This window comes from Pedococcus cremeus, from assembly GCF_900111375.1.
Lineage (GTDB): Bacteria > Actinomycetota > Actinomycetes > Actinomycetales > Dermatophilaceae > Pedococcus_A > Pedococcus_A cremeus.
On record NZ_FOHB01000002.1, the window covers coordinates 120,838 to 136,345 of the forward strand.

Genomic DNA, 15,508 nt, shown 5'->3' on the forward strand with positions numbered 1-15,508 from the left:
TCCGCACCTAGGGCAAGATGGCTCCCATGGGTTCCACCTCTCACCGTGCCGCGGCACCGGTCGTGCCGCTGCCCGAGGACCTCACCCGGGCGATCGAGCGGGCCGGCTACTACCCGGCCCTGGTCGCCGACGTCGTGCAGGCCGCACTGGGCCACGAGGAGGTCGTCTCGCACCTGGTGCACCAGGAGACGACGTTCGACCACGACGTGGTGCGCCGCCACATCACTGTGCTCGCCCTCACCGAGACACGGCTGGTCATCGCCCACGCCGACGACCACGCCGACGAGCGCACCGGGCACGAGGAGGTCGCCACCGCGACCACGGAGAGCGTGCCGCTCAGCGCCGTGCGCGGCGTCATGCTCACCCATGTCGTGCCCAAGCCGCAGGACTACCGCCCCGGTTCCCTCGGCCGCGAGATCACGCTGACCCTCGGCTGGGGCGCCGTCAACCGCGTCGACCTCCTGCCGGCCACCTGCTCCGACCCCAGCTGCGACGCCGACCACGGCTTCGAGGGCACCATCTCCTCCGACGACATCTCGCTGCGCATCAGTGCCGACGCCGAGGGCGAGGCGGCCCTCGAGCAGGCCCTCACCTTCGCCCGGGAGCTGTCCGCGAGCATCGGGCGCTAGGCCGCTCGTGCCGCACCTGGGCCTGCTCGCGCCGCGGTACGACGACGGCGGCCTCGCCGGCGTGCTGCCGGGCGTGGCCAGGAGCATCGGAGTGCCGGGGCTCGAGCACGTGCCGTCGGTGCCGATGCGCCCGGCCCGGCGGGCGGTGGTGGTGCTGGTCGACGGCCTCGGCTACGAGCTGGTGCGGCGGCGCGGCGGGCACGCGCCGTTCCTGCGCTCGCTGCTGCCCGCGGCATACAGGATCACGGCCGGGTTCCCGTCCACGACGGCGACGTCGATGGGCACCTTCGGCACCGGGCAGCCGCCCGGGGCCCACGGCCTGCTCGGCTACGAGGTGCTGGTGCCGGGGGAGGACCGCCTGCTCAACGAGCTGTCCTGGGAGGACGGCCCCGACCCGCGCACCTGGCAGACCCAGCAGACCGTCTTCGAGCGCGCGGCCGCCGACGGGGTGGCGGTCACCTCCATCGGCCCGGGGTACTTCGACGGGTCCGGCCTGACCCGCGCCGCCCTGCGCGGTGGCCGCTTCCGCGCGGCGGACCAGCTGCCCGCCCGCGTCGACGCGACCCTGGCCGCCCTGCGGGCCGAGCGCCGCTCGCTCGTCTACCTCTACTGGGGTGAGCTCGACAAGGTCGGCCACGTGCACGGCTGCCAGTCGTGGGAGTGGGGCGACGAGCTCGAGGCCATCGACGCCGAGCTCGCCCGGCTGGTGCGGTCGGTGCCGGCGGACACGGCGGTCTACATCACGGCCGACCACGGCATGGTCGACGCGCCGCATGCGCTGCGGATCGACCTCGCCCACGACGCCGAGCTCGCCGCGGGGGTGCGCCACGTCGGCGGCGAGCCGCGCGCCCTGCAGCTCTACTGCGAGGACGGCGCCACGCCCGACGTGCTGGCGACATGGCGCGAACGGGTGGGGGAGCGAGCCTGGATCCGCACCAAGGCTGAGGCGGTCGCCGAGGGCTGGTTCGGGCCGGTGCGCGAGGAGAACCTCCCGCGCGTCGGTGACGTCATCGTCGCGATGCGGCAGAACTTCGCCATCGTCGACAGCCGACGCGCCCGGCCCCAGCTGCTCGCGCTCCTCGGGTTGCACGGCTCGCTGACACAGGAGGAGTCGGCCATCCCCCTGTTCCACGTCCCGGCGCGCGACAGCGCCTAGGCTGTCCCCTCGTGGCTGAGCTCGTCTTCTTCTCCGGGACCATGGACTGCGGCAAGTCGACCCTTGCCCTGCAGATGGACCACAACCACCGGGCGCGCGGCCGCTCCGGGCTGATCTTCACCAAGATGGACCGCATGGGCGAGTCGGTGCTCTCCTCACGCCTCGGACTGTCGACCACGGCCCGTGAGGTCACCGACCGGCTCGACTTCTGGGACGAGCTCGTCGAGTTCGCGACCACTGGCCACAGCGTCGACTACCTCATCTGTGACGAGGCGCAGTTCTACACGCCCGAGCAGGTCGAGCAGCTCGCCCGCATCGTCGACGAGATGGCCGTCGACGTCTTCGCCTTCGGGATCACCGCCGACTTCCGCACCCAGCTCTTCCCCGGTTCACGCCGGATGATCGAGCTCGCCGACCGGGTGCAGGTGCTGCAGGTCGAGGCCCTGTGCTGGTGCGGCCGGCGCGCCACCCACAACGCACGCGTCGTGGACGGCGTCATGGTCGTCGAGGGCGAGCAGGTCGTCGTCGGCGACACCAAGCCCGGCACCGACACCGGCCTGGTCGAGTACGAGGTGCTCTGCCGCCGCCACTTCATGCGCCGGATGAACTCCACCGCCGCACGCGCCGCCGCCGCGTCGCCCGACACGCTGCCGTTCGACCTCGACCTCTGCCCCGTCCCACCCTGCTGACGCCCGCGCCCGCGCGGGAGGCACGGGTATGCCGGGTGGTGACCACCCGGCACACCGCTCAGTCGCGGGGGCGGGCCCCGAAGACGACGTCGTCCCAGCTCGGCACGCTCGGACGGCCCTTCTTGCGGGCCGGGCGCGCCGGACCGGGCTTGGGCTGCTCGACCTTCTCGCCCTCGTCGGACCCGGCCTGCTGGACCTCGGTCTTCGGAGCCTCGGGCTGCTGGACCTCGGTCTTCGAAGCCTCGGCCTCGTTCTTCTCGGGCTCGACCTTCTCGGGCTCGACCTTCGCCTCGCCCTGGGGCTCCGGCTGGGGCACGACCTTCGCCTCGGGCTCAGCTTGGGGCTCGGGCTCAGCTTGGGGCTCGGGCTCGGGCTCGGACCGGGGCTCCGGCTCGGGCTTCGACTTGGCCTCGGGCTCGCGCTCCGGCTGGGACGCGACTGCCGGCTCGGGTTCGGGCTGGGGCTGGGGCTCGGGCCCAGCCTCGACCCCCGGCTCGCTCGGCGCCAGGCGGTCGTTCTCCGCCGCCGGCATCACGTCGTCACCGACGGCCTCGGGCTCGTCGGCGGGGTGCGTGCCGCGAGCGGCCGGGGGAGGCGGCATGGTCTCCGGGTCGTAGGCGATGTCCTCGAGCGGCAGGGCGTCCTCGCGGGGGGCCTCGTCGACCGGGGTCTGGGCGGGTGCGCTCTTGCGGCGGCCGCCACCGGAGCGGCGGCCCCGGGCCGAGGCCCGCTCGCGCATCGCGGTCATCAGGTCGAGCGGCTCCTCGCGCGAGGGGCGCTCCGAGCTCGGGGAGGACGGGCGGGGACGCGCGCTGGCGGCCACACCGCCCTCGGCCTCCACGTCGTAGACGGTCGTCGCGCGCACCGGTGTGGCGACGAGGTGCGGGGCGGGAATGGGGCTGTTGGTGGCGGGCTGGTCGTCCTCGCTCAGCCAGCGAGCCTCGTCATCGGCCGCGACCACGGTGCGGGCGGGCACGTCGAAGTGCCAGCTCGCCTGCCGCTGGCGTCCGCCGGCGGCGAAGGTGAGCGTGACGGTCCACTCGCCCTCCTCGTTGCGGGCCGAGTCCCACTCAGCGGCCGAGGGGTCGACGCCGCGGCCCGAGAGCCGCTGGCTCACGCGGGTGGCGAGGGTGGGGGTCGAGCCCTGTCCGCCACCGCGGCCGCGCAGCCGCACCGACCGGGCGAGGCCGGCGACGTGCTCGCGCTCGGCCAGGATCGGGCCCTCGTAGCGGCGCACCTTCTCCACCGGCCACCCGGCTCGCTCGGCGACCTCCTCGGCGCTGGCCCCGGCGCGGATCAGCGCCTGGACCTCGCGCGGGCGCATGCCGCCGTCGATCTCGATCTGGAGCTGTCCGAGCCTCGGTCGGTCGCGCCTCGCCGCGGCCCGAAGGGCCTCGTCGAGAGGCACGCGGTAGCGGTTGCCCTCGGGGTCGGCAAGCAGAAGGTGCTGCCCGTCCTCGTGGACACCGATCAGACGCAGCTCCAGCATTGCCTCTCCCGAAGTAGCCATACTCGACGCCTGACTCTGCCATCTCGCCCCGCGAGGGCAAAGTGCCCACGCCGCGGCGGTAGGTTTGACCCGAGATGCTGACCCTCGACACCGACCTCCAGCTGGCCCTCGACCTGGTGGGCGTCTTCGTGTTCGCGCTGACCGGCGGACTGGTGGCGGTGAAGAAGCGGCTCGACCTCTTCGGGGTGCTGGTGCTCGCCGCGGCTGCTGCGCTGGGCGGGGGAGTGCTGCGCGACCTGCTGATCGGCGACACCCCGCCCGTCGGCATCAGCGACTGGCGCCTGCTCGGCACCGCGGTGCTCGCCGGGCTGGTGACCTTCGTCTTCCACCCCGGCGTCGAGCGGATCTCCAAGGTCGTGCGGGTCCTCGACGCCGCCGGGCTGGCGACCTTCGCCATCGGCGGTTCGCTCAAGGCCCTCGGCGCCGGCGTGAGCCCCCTCGCCGCGGTCGTCATCGGCTGCATCACCGCCGTCGGCGGCGGCATGGTGCGCGACGTGCTGGCCGGGCAGGTGCCCGAGGTGCTGCGCCGCGAGATGTACGCCCTGCCCGCGCTGCTCGGTTCCACCGTGCTCGTCGCCGCCCACCAGGCGGACCGGATGAGCGTGGCGGCAATCTGGGCGTGCGTCGGGCTCGTATTCGTCATCAGGATGGTCGCAGTCGTCCTCGACGTCCACGCCCCCAAACCCCTACGCACCGGAGAGCTCACGTGACCGAACCAGCAGCTGCCGACAACCCGCTCGAGCCCTACGACGGCATACTCCTGCTCTCGTTCGGCGGCCCCGAGAAGCCCGAGGACGTGCTGCCGTTCCTGCGCACCGTCACGGCGGGCAAGGGCATCCCCGACGAGCGGCTCGAGGAGGTCGGCGAGCACTACTACCGCTTCGGCGGCAAGAGCCCGATCAACGACCAGAACCGGGCCCTGCTCGCGGCCCTGCGCACCGAGCTCGACCGGCGCGAGATCGATACGCCCATGATCTGGGGCAACCGCAACTTCACGCCGTTCACCATCGAGGCGCTGCGCGAGGCGCACGACAAGGGCCTGCGCCGCCTCGTCACCATCGTGACGAGCGCCTACTCCTCCTACTCCTCGTGCCGCCAGTACCGCGAGGACCTCGCCGGCGCCGTGGCCCAGGCGCAGGAGGAGGGCCTCGACGTCGCGGTCGAGAAGATCCGGCCCTACTACAACCACCCCGGCTTCTCCCGGGTCAACGCCCGGCTCGTCACCGAGGCGGTCCGCGAGCTCGTGCGTGACGGCGTCGCGCCCGCCGACCTGCGGCTGCTCTTCGTGACCCACTCGATCCCCACCGCGATGGACGAGACGTCGGGGCCCGGCGACTCCGAGGGACACCTCTACAGCCGCCAGCACGTCGCGCTCGGCGCGGCGGTCACCGACGAGGTCAACGCCACCCTCGACCTCGACCTCGAGGGCGAGCTCGTCTTCTGCTCGCGCTCCGGGCCGCCGACCCAGCCGTGGCTGGAGCCCGACGTCAACGACCGGCTCGCCGAGCTGGCCAAGGAGGGCGTGCAGGCGGTGGTGGTGGCGCCGATCGGGTTCGTCTCCGACCACATGGAGGTCATCTACGACCTCGACACCGAGGCCGCCGAGACGGCCGGCGAGCTGGGCCTGCGCATGGTCCGCGTCCCCACCGTGGGCACCGACCCGGAGTTCGTCTCCGGGCTGGTCGACCTCCTGCTCGAACGGGCCGGTGAGGCCCGTGGGGAGGACCCGCAGCGTCCGGCGTGGCCGGGTTCGGACGTGCGGCCCTCGGTGTGCCGGCCGGGCTGCTGCCCGAACCTGCGGGTGGCCAAGCCCGCGCTCTGCGGGATGGACTGACCCGTGGACCCGGTGCCGGCCGCTGCAGCCGTCCCGGACGTGACCGTCCCGGACGACCTGCCGCTCGAGGAGCTCGAGCGTCTCGCCTGCGAGGTCGCGCGTGAGGCGGGCCGCCTCATCGTCGAGGAGCGGCCCGCGAGCCTCGGCGTCGCCAAGACGAAGTCGAGCGCCACCGACGTGGTGACCGTCATGGACCAGCGCGCCCAGGACCTGCTGCGCGAGCGGCTGCGGTCGGCGCGCCCCGACGACGGCTTCCTCGGCGAGGAGGAGGGCGGCGGCAGCGGCACCTCCGGGGTCACCTGGGTGGTCGACCCGATCGACGGCACCGTCAACTACCTCTACGGCATACCCGCGTATGCCGTGTCCGTCGCCGCCGTGGTCGGCGACGCCGCCACCCCGGGCCGCTGGCGGCCGGTGGCCGGCGCGGTGGTCGACCCCGAGCGCGGGCAGCTGTTCCACGCCCGGCTCGGCGGCGGGGCCTGGCGCGTCGAGGAGGGGACGGAGCCCGAGCGGCTGGAGGTGGGCGACCAGTCGGACCTGTCGCACGCCCTCGTCGGCAGCGGCTTCGGCTACGAGGCCCGCGTCCGGGTGTGGCAGACCCGGGTGCTGCTCGAGGTGATCCCGCACATCCGCGACATCCGCCGGATCGGCAGCGCTGCGCTCGACCTGTGCCACGTCGCCGACGGGGCCCTGGACGCCTACTTCGAGCGCGGCCTCAACGAGTGGGACATGGCGGCCGGCTGGCTGGTGCTCACCGAGGCCGGGGGCCGCTTCGGGGGGCTCGAGGGCGCCCCGCCCGCCCAGGCGATGGTGGTCGCGGCGGCACCTGGCGTCTTCGACGCGCTGGACGCCGCGGTCGCGGCGGCCGTGCGCTCCGTCGGTCCGCTCGACTGAGTCGTCCGGGCAGGCGGGGGAGCCGCGTCGACGTCAGGCCGCGGTGTAGGCCCGGAGCTCGGGGATGCGGAGCCCGTGCTCGGTGGCGAGCCGCGCCAGGTTCTCCAGCTCGGCCTCCTGCACCTCGACCAGGTAGTCGTCGCCGCTCTCCCGGGCCTTCTTCAGTGACTGCACAGCGGTGACGGCACGATCGCGCATCTCTGCGTGGAACTCGGTCATGGTGCACCTCTTCTCACACTCGGGGGTCCCGGCTGGCGCAAGGACTCTAAGCGGAAAGACGCCACAGCCCGGCATTCGGTTGCTCCCAACCGGATGAACCTCCGGTAAAGACTCCGTCAACCGGGGTGCGCTGACCTGCGGTGTTCTGGTCGGGTTGTGGGGCTCGTCACAGCGCCCGGGATGTCCCGCTTGGTCCGGGGCTGAGGTCTCCCGACGTCCGGTCGGTGGGCACCCGGCACCCGGATGATGCTCTGGACAGGTGGATAGGGCACAATCCGCTGACGCTGACCAAGAGATCCGGGCACAAAAGCGGGACCACCTGCGTTGACGCAGCAGACACGCGCGCCGGGCCGGGCGGGCACCAGCACCGACGACGCAACCGATGACGAAAGCAAAGGGGAGCGACAGCGATCATGGCGACTGACTACGACGCGCCGCGCAAGACCGACGACGAGCTGTCCGAGGACTCCATCGAGGAGCTGAAGTCCCGACGGGTGGACAAGAGCGCCTCCAGTGTGGACGTGGACGAGACCGAGCAGGCCGAGGGCTTCGAGCTCCCGGGTGCGGACCTCTCCGGTGAGGAGCTCTCCGTGCGGGTGCTGCCCCGCCAGGCCGACGAGTTCACCTGCTCGCGCTGCTTCCTCGTGCACCACCGCAGCCAGCTGGCCAAGGAGGTCAACGGGCAGATGGTGTGCACGGAGTGCGCAGCCTGAGCAGCTCACAGACAGGGATAGGGTCAGTCCTCGTGACTGACCCTTTCCATGTCTCCAGGGTCCCGGTGCAGCTGCGACGCCTCGACCCCGGTCTGCCGACGCCGGACTACGCGCACCCCGGTGACGCCGGAGCCGACCTGCGCGCGGCACGCGACGTCACCCTCGAGCCGGGGGAGCGGGCCCTCGTGCCGACCGGCGTCGCGCTGGCGCTCCCGGTGGGCTGGGTGGGCCTGGTGCACCCCCGGTCGGGGCTGGCCGCCAGGCACGGCATCGGCATCGTGAACGCACCGGGCACCGTGGACGCGGGCTACCGTGGAGAGATCCTCGTGAACCTGGTCAACCACGACCCGCGCGAGGCGTTCACCGTGCGCCGCGGAGACCGCATCGCCCAGCTGGTGGTCCAGCAGGTTGCCTTCGCCGAGTTCGTCGAGGTGGACTCGCTCTCCGAGAGCGCCCGGGGGGAGACTGGACACGGAGCCAGCGGGGGTTTCGGTGCGACGCCGGACGCCTCACCGGAGCCCATCGACACGACACGGCACACGCCGGCACCAGACGCACGACCAAGGGACTGACGAGACAGTGAGCATCTTCCGACGCAACAAGAACCAGACGGCTGAGGACCAGCTGGCCGACGACGCCGTCACCCCTGAGGACGTCGCAGCCGAGGACGACTCGGCTGACGCGGCCGCGGGGGAGGACTCCGCCCACGCGGCCGAGGACCACACGGCGGACGCGGCCGGGGGCGGGTACACCGAGGCGACGACCACCGAGCCGGCTCCGTCGCTCGGGCGCGGGCCCTTCGACGCCAGCGAGGTGGAGGACTCCTCCGGCCGGCTCGACCTCGGTGCCCTCTGGATCCGCGGCCTGCCGGGCATGGAGCTGCGCCTCGAGGTCGAGGAGGAGACGCAGAACATCGTCGGCGCCACCGCGGTGCTCGGCGACTCCGCCGTGCAGCTGCAGGCCTTCGCGGCGCCCAAGTCGATGGGCATCTGGGACGAGATCCGCGCCGAGATCGCGGAGTCGATCGTGGGCCAGGGCGGCACCGCCGACGAGCAGCGTGGCGTGCTCGGCACCGAGCTGCGCACCCGCATGCCGAGCGCCGGCCCCGACGGCCGCACCGTCTTCGCCCCCGCCCGCTTCGTCGGGGTGGACGGGCCCCGGTGGTTCCTGCGGGCCGTGTTCTCCGGTCGCGCAGCCATCGAGGACGAGGCGGCGGCCGAGCTGATGGACGTCGTGCGCCAGACCGCGGTCGTCCGCGGTGACGCGGCGATGGCCCCGCGAGACCTCCTCCCGCTGCGTCTGCCGCAGGAGGTCGCCGACGCGCAGGCCGAGGCCGAGGGCGACCCCGAGGGCACCACCCGCAGCGCCGACGACCTCAACCCGTTCGAGCGCGGCCCCGAGATCACCGAGGTCCGGTAGGTCCCAGATGGCGACTGCGTCCTCGGGCACCGGCACGGCAGACCGGCGGCACCGCTCGATCCTCGGCCGGCTCGGTGAGCGGCTGACGAAGAGCGAGCAGCAGATCGAGGCCGCCGAGCTGCAGGAGGACACCGCCCGCCACGGCGCGACCCGGATGGCCGACCTGCACGACCGGCAGGTGGCGACCGTGACGGGCACCGTGCGCGCGGTCACGCTGCGCCCGCGGGTCAACGTGCCCGCACTGGTGGTCGACCTCTACGACGGCAGCCGCACCATCAACCTGATCTGGCTCGGGCGGCGCACCATCGGCGGCATCGAGCCCGGCACCTACCTGCGCGCCACCGGCCGCGTCACGTACGTCAAGGGAGTCCCCGCCATCTTCAACCCCGCCTACGAGATCGTGCCGACCCGTGCCCACTGAGCCAGTTCCCGTCGAAGCAGTCCACCCGAACCCCACCGTGGAGCAGGTGATCCGGCACCGGCTGTCCACCGCGCTCGGCGGGTGGCGCGGCTCGCTCGAGGCGGCCGCGCCGATGGTCGCCTTCGTCGTCGTCTGGACGTGGCAGAAGGACGTCATGACGGCCGTGGTGGCCGCCGGCGTCCTGACCGTGGTCCTCGCGGTCGTGGCCGTCATCCAGAAGCAGAGTCTGCAGTTCATCCTCTCGGCGGTGTTCGCCACGGCGGTCGCGGCGTTCTTCGCGCTGCGCAGCGGCCGGGCCGAGGACGCCTTCCTCCCCGGCATCCTCACCAGCGCCGCGTGGGGCGTCGGCACCCTCGTGTCGGTGCTCGTGCGCTGGCCCGTGGTCGGCTTCATGGTCGGCGCCGGCGACCCCCGCATGGCCGAGGACCCGTTCGCCTGGCGGCGCGACCCCGGCCTGGTCCGCGTGTGCCAGCGGCTCACGCTCGTGCTGGTGGTGCTGTATGCCGTGCGCGTCGGGATCATGCTCCCGCTCTACTTCGCGCAGCAGGTGGCCTGGCTCGGCGTCGCCAAGGTAGCCCTGGGCTGGCCCGCCTGGGTGGTCGCGGTGGCGGTGATGGGCTGGATCCTCGTGCGGGGCAACACCCCTCAGGTGGTGCCGGCCCCCGACAGCGACGTCACCTGGCAGGACCAGCACGACCAGCACGACCAGCACCACGGGTCGGCCTGACGCGTCCTGCCGGGCACGCTCACCCTTCCGGACAGGCTCACCTTTCCGGACACGCTCACTCCGGGCGTACGGTCCTCAGTCGCCGTCGCGCGGCATCCGACGACCCGGGCTGAGCATCGCCTCGAGCGCGTCCTCGACCTCGGGCGTGGTGATGAACAGCAGCTCGTCGTGCGGCTCGAGCGAGTCGTCGCGCGACGGCGCGATCGGGTGGTCCTCGCGGATGATGCCCACCAGCACCGTCTCCCCGGGGAACGTCACGTCGCCGACGCGCTTGCCGGCATACGGGCTCTCCGCCGGGAGGGTGAGCTCGACCATCGTCGCCCTGCCCTGCTGGAACTGGAAGATCCGCACGAGGTCGCCGACGCTGACGGCCTCCTCGACGAGGGCGGTCATCAGGCGCGGGGTCGAGACGGCGACGTCGACACCCCACGCCTCGTCGAACATCCACTCGTTCTTGGGGTTGTTGACGCGGGCGACCGTGCGGGGCACGCCGAACTCGGTCTTGGCCAGCAGGGAGACCACGAGGTTGACCTTGTCGTCGCCGGTGGCGGCGACGACGGTGTCGCAGTCGGCGAGGCCCGCCTCGTGCAGGGCGGCGATCTCACAGGCGTCGGCGAGCAGCCAGTTGGCCTCGGGCACGCGGCTGGCCTGGACGTCCTTGCGCTCGCGGTCCATCAGGAGCACCTGGTGGCCGTTGTGGATGAGCTCGCGGGCGATGGAGCGCCCGACGCTGCCTGCGCCGGCGATGACGACTCGCATGTCGGTCCTTGGGTCCTTCCCGGCCTCAGGCCTCGGCCGGCTGGGGGGCGGAGTCGAGCACGCGCTCGACCTGGGGCAGCTCGTCGGCGAGGGTGGCCACGTGGAGCAGGTCACCCTCCTGGTAGACGGTGTCGGGGCCCGGCAGCATGCCTGAGCCGAGCCGCGTCAGGAACGCCACCCGGCCCCCGGAGGCGTCCTCGAGGTCGGTGATTCGTCGCCCGACCCAGGCACCGTTGACCGGCACCTCGGCGAGGACGACCTTGCCGGACGGGTCGGTGAACTCGGGCACGTGGCCCTGGGGGAGCAGCCGGCGCAGCATCTGGTCGGCGGTCCACTTCACCGTGGCCACGGTGGGGATGCCGAGGCGCTGGTAGACCTCGGCGCGGCCCGGGTCGTAGATGCGGGCCACGACGTGCTCGACACCGAAGGTCTCGCGGGCCACCCGGGCGGCGAGGATGTTGGAGTTGTCACCGCTGGAGACGGCGGCGAACGCGTACGCCTGCTGGATGCCGGCGTCGATCAGGGTGTCACGGTCGAAGCCCACGCCGGTGACGCGCCGGCCCTCGAACCCGGAGCCGAGGCGACGGAACGCCGACTCCTCCTGGTCGACCACGGCGACGTCGTGTCCCTGGCGCTCGAGGCTGATGGCCAGCGTCGAGCCGACGCGGCCGCAGCCCATGATCACGAAATGCACGACTGCGACGCTACACGGTGGACCGCGCCCACAGGTGCGCAGGCTTGCCCGGGTCCGCCCTAGAGTGTCTGCGTGCCAACTCCTGGACGCGTCCTCAAGCGTCTCCTCGTCGGTCGCGCCATGCAGAGCGACCGACTGGGGGAGACGCTCCTCCCGAAGAAGCTCGCGCTCCCGGTCTTCGCCAGTGACGCCCTGTCATCGGTGGCCTACGCGCCGGACGAGATATTCCTGACCCTGGGCCTCGCCGGTGGAACCCTGGCGCTCACCCACTCCTGGGAGATCGCCCTCGGCGTCGTGCTGGTCATGGTGGTCGTGGTCGCGTCGTACCGGCAGAACGTGCACGCCTACCCCTCCGGTGGCGGTGACTACGAGGTCGCGACGGTCAACCTCGGTGCGAAGGCCGGCCTGACGGTCGCCAGCTCGCTGCTCGTGGACTACGTCCTGACCGTGGCGGTGTCGATCTCCTCGGGCGTGCAGAACGCCGCGGCCGCACTGCCGTTCCTGCGCGGGCACGAGGTGCTCGTCGCCGTGCTGCTGGTCGCGCTGCTGACGACGATCAACCTGCGCGGCGTCAAGGAGAGCGGTGCCGCCTTCGCCGCACCGACCTACCTGTTCATGTTCAGCGTCCTCGGCATGGCCGCGGTCGGCGTGGTGCGGCACTTCACCGGCTCGCTGCCGAAGGCGGAGAGCGCCTCCCTGCAGCTGGTGGCCGACCCGCAGCACGCCGCGATGAGCGCCCTCGCCATGGGGTTCCTGATGCTGCGGGCCTTCTCGTCGGGCTGTGCGGCCCTCACCGGTGTCGAGGCCATCTCCAACGGCGTGCCGGCCTTCCAGAAGCCCAAGAGCCGCAACGCCGCCACCACGCTGCTCATGATGGGCACGATCGCCATCACGATGATGCTGTCGATGATCGCCCTGGCGACGTGGACCGGCGTGAAGTACGCCGAGAACCCGGCGGACCAGCTGCTGCGTGACGGCAAGCCGGTCGGTGACGCGTACGTCCAGGAGACGATCATGGGGCAGGTCGCCCATGCGGTCTTCAACAACTTCGCACCGGGCGTCCTGCTCGTCTCGATCGTGACGGGCCTGATCCTCATCCTGGCCGCGAACACCGCCTTCAACGGCTTCCCCGTGCTCGCGTCGATCCTCGCCCGCGACGGCTGGCTGCCCCGCCAGCTGCACACCCGGGGTGACCGGCTGGCGTTCTCCAACGGCATCATCATCCTGGCCAGCGCGGCGGCCTTCCTGATCGTGATCTACAACGCCCAGGTCACCAAGCTCATCCAGCTCTACATCGTCGGGGTCTTCGTGTCCTTCACACTGAGCCAGACCGGTATGGTGCGGCACTGGAACCGGCACCTGCGCGTCGAGCGCGACCGAGCCGTCCGCGCCCACATGATGCGCAGCCGGGTCATCAACGCCGTCGGGGCGGCCATGTCCGGCCTGGTGCTGCTGGTGGTGCTGGCGACCAAGTTCGTGCACGGCGCGGGCTACGCGATCGCGGCGATGGTGGTGCTGTTCTTCCTCATGCTCGGCATCAGCCGCCACTACGCCAGGGTGCGCGCCGAGCTCGAGGTCTCCGAGAGTGACATCGAGCACCAGCGGCTGCCCTCGCGGGTGCACGCGATCGTGCTGGTCTCCAAGATCCACAAGCCCACCCTGCGAGCCCTGGCGTACGCCCGGGCGACCCGCCCGTCGGTGCTCGAGGCGATCACCGTCAACGTCGAGCCCGAGGACACCAAGGCGCTGCAGCAGGAGTGGGACCGCCGCGACCTGCCGGTTCCGCTCAAGGCCCTGGACTCGCCCTTCCGCGAGATCACCCGCCCGGTCGTCGACTACGTGAAGTCGATCCGCAGCGGCAACCCGCGCGACGTCGTCGTGGTCTACATCCCCGAGTACGTCCTCGGCCGCTGGTACGAGCAGGTGCTGCACAACCAGAGCGCCCTGCGCCTGAAGTCACGCCTGCTCTTCACCCCCGGCGTCATGGTGGCCAGCGTGCCCTGGCAGCTGGCCTCCTCCGAGGGCCAGGAGGAGCGTCTTGACGGCCCCTCGGTGGGTGCCGTGCGGCGCGGCGAATGACCGAGCAGGGTCCCACGGCCGAGCTCTCCGTCGGTGACGAGGTCGAGGTGGCCGTGGGCCCGGTGGCCCACGGCGGGCACTGCGTCGCCCGGCACCAGGGACGTGTCGTCTTCGTGCGTCACGCCCTGCCCGGCGAGCGCGTGCGGGTCCGGGTGACCGAGGCCAAGCCCGGCCAGCGCTTCGTCCGCGCCGACGCCGAGCACGTGCTCGAGCCCAGTTCGCACCGCGTGCAGCCGCCCTGCCCGTATGCCGGCCCGGGCCTGTGCGGCGGGTGCGACTTCCAGCACGTCGACCTCGCCGAGCAGCGACGCCTCAAGGCCGCCGTGGTGCGCGAGCAGTTCGCGCGCCTGGCACGCACCGACGTCGAGGTGGAGGTCGAGCCCGTGCCCGGCGACCGCGACGGCCTCGGCTGGCGCACCCGCGTGGAGTTCGCGGTCGACGCCGAGGGCCGGCCCGGCCTGCGCCGGCACCGTTCGCACGACGTGCTGCCCGTGGAGGACTGCCTCATCGCCGACGACCGGGTCCGTGCCGCAGGCGTCCTCGAGCGGCGCTGGCCGGGGGAGCGCGCCGTCGACGTGGTGGCTCCGAGCACGACCGAGCAGGCCGTGGTGGTGGCCGTCCCCAGCGGCGAGGACGACGCGCCCGTGCTCGAGGAGGTCGTCCGCACCGACGCCTGGGAGGCGACCTTCGAGGTCGGCGCCCGCGGTTTCTGGCAGGTGCACCCCGGTGCCGCAGCCACCTTCGTCGAGGCGGTGCTCGCGGCACTGCAGCCGCGGGCGGGGGAGCGCGCCGTCGACCTGTATGCCGGCGTGGGTCTGTTCGCGCTCGCGCTCGCCGACGCGGTGGGTCCCGACGGTGCGGTCCTCGCCGTCGAGGCGGAGGGGCCGGCGATGGTCAGCGCCCGCCGGAACGCCCGGACCCGGCCGTGGGTCGAGCTGCGCCCCGGGCGCGTCGAGAAGGTGCTCAGACCCTTGGTGCGCCAAGCCATCCGGGCTGACCTGGTCGTCCTGGACCCGCCGCGCACCGGCGCGGGCCGGCAGGTGGCCCAGCAGGTCGCCGCCCTCGGGCCACGGGCCGTGGCCTACGTCGCCTGCGACCCCGCAGCGCTCGCCCGTGACACGGCATACCTGCAGGAGGCCGGTTACGGCCTGCGCGCCCTGCGCGCCTTCGACGCCTTTCCCATGACCCAGCACATCGAGTGCCTTGCCCTGTTCGAGCCCGAGGAGCGTGCATGACCGACCCCTTCGTCCACCACGTGGAGGTCCACTTCTACGAGGTGGACGCCGCCGGCGTGGTGTTCAACGCGTGGTACCTCGCGTGGTGCGACGACGCCCGGATGGCGTACATGGCGGCCCGGGGCCACGGGCTCGACTGGGCCCGAGCGCACGACACGCTGCCGCTGGTGCGCCACGCCGAGATCGAGTGGCTGGCCAGCCTCGAGCCCGGCGACCACGCCGACATCGTCGTGCGCCCCGTGCGGGTGGGGCAGACGTCGTTCGCCCTGCGGCACGAGATCCACCGCGCGGGCGACGGGATGCTGTGCGCGGTGCTCACCATCACCTACGTCGCCGTGGCGCTCTCCACCCGGGCCAAGCAGGCGCTGCCCCTTTCCTTGCGAGAGGCTTTGGAGAAGGATCGACGGGGTTCGTAGCGGGACGGCCCACGGGGGCCGGCTGCCGTCGGGCCGCTCGCAGGGCGGGACGCACTGGACCGCGTCGATGTGGTTAGATATCTTGACGTCAAGATAAATGAGACTCTGCTGCGG

At 72.5% G+C, this 15,508-nt stretch carries 18 protein-coding genes; 14 read left to right on the top strand and 4 right to left on the bottom strand.

Going from position 1 to position 15,508, the window contains the following annotated elements; translation table 11 throughout:
* The first annotated feature begins 26 nt into the window (after positions 1 to 26).
* The 3 genes from BMW78_RS04205 to BMW78_RS04215 are packed head-to-tail and all read left to right on the top strand — an operon-like array spanning position 27 to position 2,474.
* Entirely contained in the window at positions 27 to 629 is a 603-nt protein-coding gene (locus BMW78_RS04205) for a DUF5998 family protein (RefSeq protein WP_091756777.1), read from the top strand.
* Positions 630 to 636: 7 nt separating this feature from the next.
* A complete protein-coding gene (locus BMW78_RS04210) occupies positions 637 to 1,785 on the top strand; it encodes an alkaline phosphatase family protein (protein WP_245735652.1) in 1,149 nt (382 codons plus the stop codon).
* A gap of 11 nt (positions 1,786 to 1,796) precedes the next feature.
* On the top strand, positions 1,797 to 2,474 hold the full coding sequence (locus tag BMW78_RS04215; protein WP_091756779.1) for a thymidine kinase: 678 nt from the start codon (positions 1,797 to 1,799) through the stop codon (positions 2,472 to 2,474).
* Positions 2,475 to 2,532: 58 nt separating this feature from the next.
* Here the strand turns inward: BMW78_RS04215 and sepH are convergent, their stop codons facing one another.
* Positions 2,533 to 3,963 carry a septation protein SepH gene (gene sepH / locus BMW78_RS04220; RefSeq protein WP_177180267.1) on the bottom strand — a complete coding sequence of 477 codons (1,431 nt, stop codon included), beginning with the start codon at positions 3,961 to 3,963 and terminating at the stop codon, positions 2,533 to 2,535.
* A 95-nt stretch (positions 3,964 to 4,058) separates the two neighbouring features.
* On the opposite strand from sepH, the gene BMW78_RS04225 reads away from it, so the two are divergent.
* From BMW78_RS04225 to BMW78_RS04235, 3 genes are read left to right on the top strand one after another with little or no spacing between them, the layout of a single operon-like run.
* Positions 4,059 to 4,694, top strand: coding sequence for a trimeric intracellular cation channel family protein (locus BMW78_RS04225; RefSeq protein WP_091756783.1), 636 nt, complete (start codon positions 4,059 to 4,061; stop codon positions 4,692 to 4,694).
* On the top strand, positions 4,691 to 5,818 hold the full coding sequence (locus tag BMW78_RS04230) for a ferrochelatase (RefSeq protein ID WP_091756785.1): 1,128 nt from the start codon (positions 4,691 to 4,693) through the stop codon (positions 5,816 to 5,818). The genes BMW78_RS04225 and BMW78_RS04230 overlap by 4 nt, the downstream gene beginning before the upstream one ends.
* Positions 5,819 to 5,821: 3 nt before the next feature.
* Positions 5,822 to 6,712, top strand: coding sequence for an inositol monophosphatase family protein (locus tag BMW78_RS04235; RefSeq protein ID WP_342707700.1), 891 nt, complete (start codon positions 5,822 to 5,824; stop codon positions 6,710 to 6,712).
* A gap of 33 nt (positions 6,713 to 6,745) precedes the next feature.
* Here BMW78_RS04235 and BMW78_RS04240 read toward each other — a convergent pair whose 3' ends face one another.
* Entirely contained in the window at positions 6,746 to 6,931 is a 186-nt protein-coding gene (locus BMW78_RS04240; protein WP_091756787.1) for a hypothetical protein, read from the bottom strand.
* A gap of 413 nt (positions 6,932 to 7,344) precedes the next feature.
* Here BMW78_RS04240 and BMW78_RS04245 point away from each other — a divergent pair, with 413 nt between their 5' ends.
* Genes BMW78_RS04245 through BMW78_RS04265 form a run of 5 tightly spaced genes read left to right on the top strand, consistent with a single transcriptional unit; the run spans position 7,345 to position 10,211 of the window.
* Positions 7,345 to 7,644 carry a DUF4193 domain-containing protein gene (locus BMW78_RS04245; protein ID WP_091756789.1) on the top strand — a complete coding sequence of 100 codons (300 nt, stop codon included), beginning with the start codon at positions 7,345 to 7,347 and terminating at the stop codon, positions 7,642 to 7,644.
* Between the two features lie 32 nt (positions 7,645 to 7,676).
* Entirely contained in the window at positions 7,677 to 8,216 is a 540-nt protein-coding gene (gene dut, locus BMW78_RS04250) for a dUTP diphosphatase (protein WP_245735653.1), read from the top strand.
* Positions 8,217 to 8,223: 7 nt separating this feature from the next.
* A complete protein-coding gene (locus BMW78_RS04255; protein ID WP_218144218.1) occupies positions 8,224 to 9,063 on the top strand; it encodes a DUF3710 domain-containing protein in 840 nt (279 codons plus the stop codon).
* A 7-nt stretch (positions 9,064 to 9,070) separates the two neighbouring features.
* Entirely contained in the window at positions 9,071 to 9,484 is a 414-nt protein-coding gene (locus BMW78_RS04260) for an OB-fold nucleic acid binding domain-containing protein (RefSeq protein ID WP_091756791.1), read from the top strand.
* Positions 9,474 to 10,211, top strand: coding sequence for a DUF3159 domain-containing protein (locus BMW78_RS04265; protein WP_091756793.1), 738 nt, complete (start codon positions 9,474 to 9,476; stop codon positions 10,209 to 10,211). Before BMW78_RS04260 ends, BMW78_RS04265 begins: the two co-directional genes overlap by 11 nt.
* Positions 10,212 to 10,286: 75 nt before the next feature.
* On the opposite strand, the gene BMW78_RS04270 is transcribed toward BMW78_RS04265, so the two are convergent.
* Entirely contained in the window at positions 10,287 to 10,970 is a 684-nt protein-coding gene (locus BMW78_RS04270) for a potassium channel family protein (protein WP_091756795.1), read from the bottom strand.
* Between the two features lie 25 nt (positions 10,971 to 10,995).
* Complete coding sequence (locus tag BMW78_RS04275; RefSeq protein WP_091756797.1) at positions 10,996 to 11,664, bottom strand: potassium channel family protein; 669 nt, start codon at positions 11,662 to 11,664, stop codon at positions 10,996 to 10,998.
* Positions 11,665 to 11,784: 120 nt separating this feature from the next.
* Here BMW78_RS04275 and BMW78_RS04280 point away from each other — a divergent pair, with 120 nt between their 5' ends.
* The 3 genes from BMW78_RS04280 to BMW78_RS04290 are packed head-to-tail and all read left to right on the top strand — an operon-like array spanning position 11,785 to position 15,394.
* Complete coding sequence (locus BMW78_RS04280; protein WP_091756799.1) at positions 11,785 to 13,743, top strand: APC family permease; 1,959 nt, start codon at positions 11,785 to 11,787, stop codon at positions 13,741 to 13,743.
* Positions 13,740 to 14,978 carry a class I SAM-dependent RNA methyltransferase gene (locus BMW78_RS04285; RefSeq protein WP_091756801.1) on the top strand — a complete coding sequence of 413 codons (1,239 nt, stop codon included), beginning with the start codon at positions 13,740 to 13,742 and terminating at the stop codon, positions 14,976 to 14,978. Before BMW78_RS04280 ends, BMW78_RS04285 begins: the two co-directional genes overlap by 4 nt.
* Complete coding sequence (locus BMW78_RS04290; protein WP_091756803.1) at positions 14,975 to 15,394, top strand: acyl-CoA thioesterase; 420 nt, start codon at positions 14,975 to 14,977, stop codon at positions 15,392 to 15,394. Before BMW78_RS04285 ends, BMW78_RS04290 begins: the two co-directional genes overlap by 4 nt.
* Positions 15,395 to 15,508: the final 114 nt, after the last annotated feature.